General features: G+C 35.7%; 3 protein-coding genes and 1 tRNA gene. 2 read left to right on the forward strand and 2 right to left on the reverse strand.

Features of this window, described 5'->3' with window-relative positions:
- Window positions 1-348 precede the first annotated feature (348 nt).
- A tRNA-Arg gene (locus K5Q29_RS10455) sits at window positions 349-422 on the forward strand.
- On the opposite strand, the gene K5Q29_RS10460 is transcribed toward K5Q29_RS10455, so the two are convergent.
- Together K5Q29_RS10460 and rlmH are read right to left on the reverse strand one after the other, a co-directional pair.
- Entirely contained in the window at window positions 420-1,103 is a 684-nt protein-coding gene (locus tag K5Q29_RS10460) for a YoaK family protein (protein ID WP_105139577.1), read from the reverse strand. The two genes, K5Q29_RS10455 and K5Q29_RS10460, sit on opposite strands and share 3 nt — an antisense overlap.
- A gap of 24 nt (window positions 1,104-1,127) precedes the next feature.
- The gene (gene rlmH, locus K5Q29_RS10465; RefSeq protein ID WP_002941741.1) at window positions 1,128-1,607 is read right to left on the reverse strand and encodes a 23S rRNA (pseudouridine(1915)-N(3))-methyltransferase RlmH; all 480 of its coding nucleotides are present in this window, start codon (window positions 1,605-1,607) and stop codon (window positions 1,128-1,130) included.
- A gap of 173 nt (window positions 1,608-1,780) precedes the next feature.
- Here rlmH and K5Q29_RS10470 point away from each other — a divergent pair, with 173 nt between their 5' ends.
- On the forward strand, window positions 1,781-2,977 hold the full coding sequence (locus K5Q29_RS10470) for a S1C family serine protease (RefSeq protein WP_221877130.1): 1,197 nt from the start codon (window positions 1,781-1,783) through the stop codon (window positions 2,975-2,977).
- Window positions 2,978-3,113 lie beyond the last annotated feature (136 nt).

Genomic DNA, 3,113 nt, shown 5'->3' on the forward strand with positions numbered 1-3,113 from the left:
ATGAACTCTTTACATTTACCTACGGTGAAGAATTGGCAACACTTTTGGGTATCTCTAAAATTGACCCTGAGAACGTCATCCAATCACCTCGATTATTGGATAAATAATCGCTAGTTTTTATCATAAAAATTTATCAAAAATAGAAAGGAACTTGTCCCAGCCAAAATTCCAGATAGCTAGAACTTACTTTGAGACGTCTCAGAGCCAGTAACTTTAGTGTACTCTTTTTTTCAACATTTTCAACCCTAAAAATTCCTTGAATCTGCAGCTTTAGGCAAAAACAGAACTTACTTTGAGAATTTACCGTATTGACAGAGTGCTTTGTTTAATGTAAAATAAAATGGTTAAGGTTCCATAGCTCAGCTGGATAGAGCATTCGCCTTCTAAGCGAACGGTCGCAGGTTCGAATCCTGCTGGAATCATTTAGACCTACCTCGAGTAGGTCTTTTTTCTTGCCATAATTCATAATTAATATATAAAACTGGTAAAATAAGACCAATAAGGGCATATTCTTCAAATTGGAAGGATAGGTGAGTAGATATGATAACACCTAGCATAAACCCTATAATGGTCAATAAAATGTTTCTACCTGTTTTTCTAAGTTCTAAATCTTTTTCAATAACTCCTTTGAACCAGAGATAAGCAGCATTTTTTACATTCCCTGTCATCATCACATTGGCATAAGGAGCACCTCGTAACCTTCTAAATGTTTCTACTTGAATAGAGGCTACGAAGGCTAGACTAGCAATTGTAAAAGACGCAGGCATAATAGGTGAGAAAATGATAGTTAGTAAAATAAGAACTAACATCATTACACTACTACCAAAGTGCCAAGACCATGTTTGTTTTTCAAAATACCTTCTTGCTAAGTAGGTAAAAAATTGTCCGAATACAAAAAATAAAATGGGAATGGAAAAATTAACTACCTGCGCAAAGTCACCTTTAGCCAAAAAATAAGCTAGGGAAATAACATTTCCAGATTGTACACCAGCAAAGCGACCACCCTGAGTCACAAAAGTAAAGGCATTTAAATAACCACTGATAAACGTTAATGAACAAGCAATTCTCAATCCCTCAAAAACACGATAATCTTTTTGATTCATTTTCACTCCTTGTTTCACGTGAAACTACTTATGATATGGGCTTCCCTGCTGAATCATAAATGCTCGATAAATCTGCTCGATGAGAACTAATTTCATTAGTTGATGGGGAAGTGTCAACTGTCCAAAACTCATCAACAAATTAGCTCTTTTTTTAATACAAGAATCGAGACCCAAACTACCACCGATGATAAAAGTTATATCTGAATACCCATTTACTGCAATATCAGATATCTTTTGACTAAATTCTTCCGATGGAAATTGTTTCCCTTCTATCGCTAAGGCAATGACAAAATCTCGCTCTCCAATTTTAGACATAATTCTATCGGCTTCTTTTTTTAATATTTGTTCATTCTCTGCCTGACTGGCTTTATCTGGTGTTTTTTCATCAGGAAGCTCAATCATATCCAACTTAGTAAATCGTCCCAATCGTTTACTATATTCTGCAATACCTTCTTTGAGGTACTTTTCTTTCAATTTTCCAACGGTAATCAATTTTATTTTCATAAAATAATTGTAACATATCCACAAGCATACGACAGAAAATATTTTTAGAAAATCAGGATATGGCTACAGTTTTTCACATAATTCACATAGTTATCCACAGGTTGTGGATTGATTTTTGAAAACTTTAAGTTATAATTAAGAAAGAAATAGTACTCTTAAGGAAAATTAAAGAAATGGAAAGGATTCCTTATATGAAAAAATATTTGAAATTTGCGATTTTATTTGTAATTGGATTTTTTGGGGGTCTTATCGGGGCCTTATCAGCCTCTTTCTTCCAGCCACAGGTTCAACAAGCAAATTCTGCTATCACTAGTGTCAGCAATGTTCAATATAATAATGAAACTTCCACCACAAAAGCTGTAGAGAAAGTACAAAATGCTGTTGTGTCTGTTATTAATTACCAAAAATCAGCCAACAATAGTCTTGGTGCTATCTTTGGAAATATTGAATCATCTGACGAACTAGCCGTTGCTGGGGAGGGATCTGGTGTTATCTACAAAAAAGATGGTCAATATGCCTATATTGTGACAAATACGCATGTTATTAATAACGCAGAAAAGATTGATATCCTTTTAGCATCTGGAGAAAAAATTAGCGGTGAACTTGTTGGTTCCGATACATATTCTGATATAGCTGTTATAAAAATATCAGCAGATAAAGTCACTGCTGTTGCTGAATTTGCTGATTCCGATACAATTAAAGTTGGAGAAACTGCTATCGCAATTGGTAGTCCTCTAGGCAGCGTCTACGCCAATACAGTTACCCAGGGTATTATTTCCAGCTTAAGTCGGACAGTTACTTCACAATCAAAAGATGGACAAACAATCTCAACCAATGCCATTCAAACTGATACAGCTATCAACCCTGGAAACTCTGGCGGACCGTTAATCAATACCCAAGGACAAGTGATAGGCATTACCTCTAGCAAAATTACCTCAAGTTCTGCAAATAGCTCAGGCGTGGCTGTAGAAGGGTTGGGATTTGCTATTCCTGCAAATGATGCCGTAGCTATTATCAATCAGCTTGAAAAAACTGGACAAGTTAGCCGACCTGCTCTTGGAGTTCATATGGTTAACTTGACGACCTTGTCAACTAGTCAATTAGAAAAAGCTGGATTATCAAATACGGAATTAACATCCGGTGTTGTAATTGTCTCTACACAAAGTGGACTACCTTCAGATGGAAAATTAGAAACTTTTGATGTCATTACTGAGATTGACGGAGAAGCTATTCAAAATAAGAGTGATCTCCAGAGCGCTCTCTACAAACATCAAATTGGAGATACAATCACTGTAACTTATTACCGCAATAATCAGAAACAAACTGTTGACATTAAGTTGACACATTCTACAGAAGAACTTAGCGAATAATTGACAAATGAGGCTGGGCAAAAACTAGCCAGTAAATAAAAAACACAGACAGATTGAGCTGCTTCTGATGAAATCCAGCTGAACTGCCTGTGTTTTTCTTTCTGTTTCTACTCTTTTGGGCTAATTTCTTAGCCAA

Origin of the sequence: Streptococcus sp. 2018037 (genome assembly GCF_019754195.1) — a bacterium.
In the GTDB taxonomy this organism is placed as follows: domain Bacteria; phylum Bacillota; class Bacilli; order Lactobacillales; family Streptococcaceae; genus Streptococcus; species Streptococcus hashimotonensis.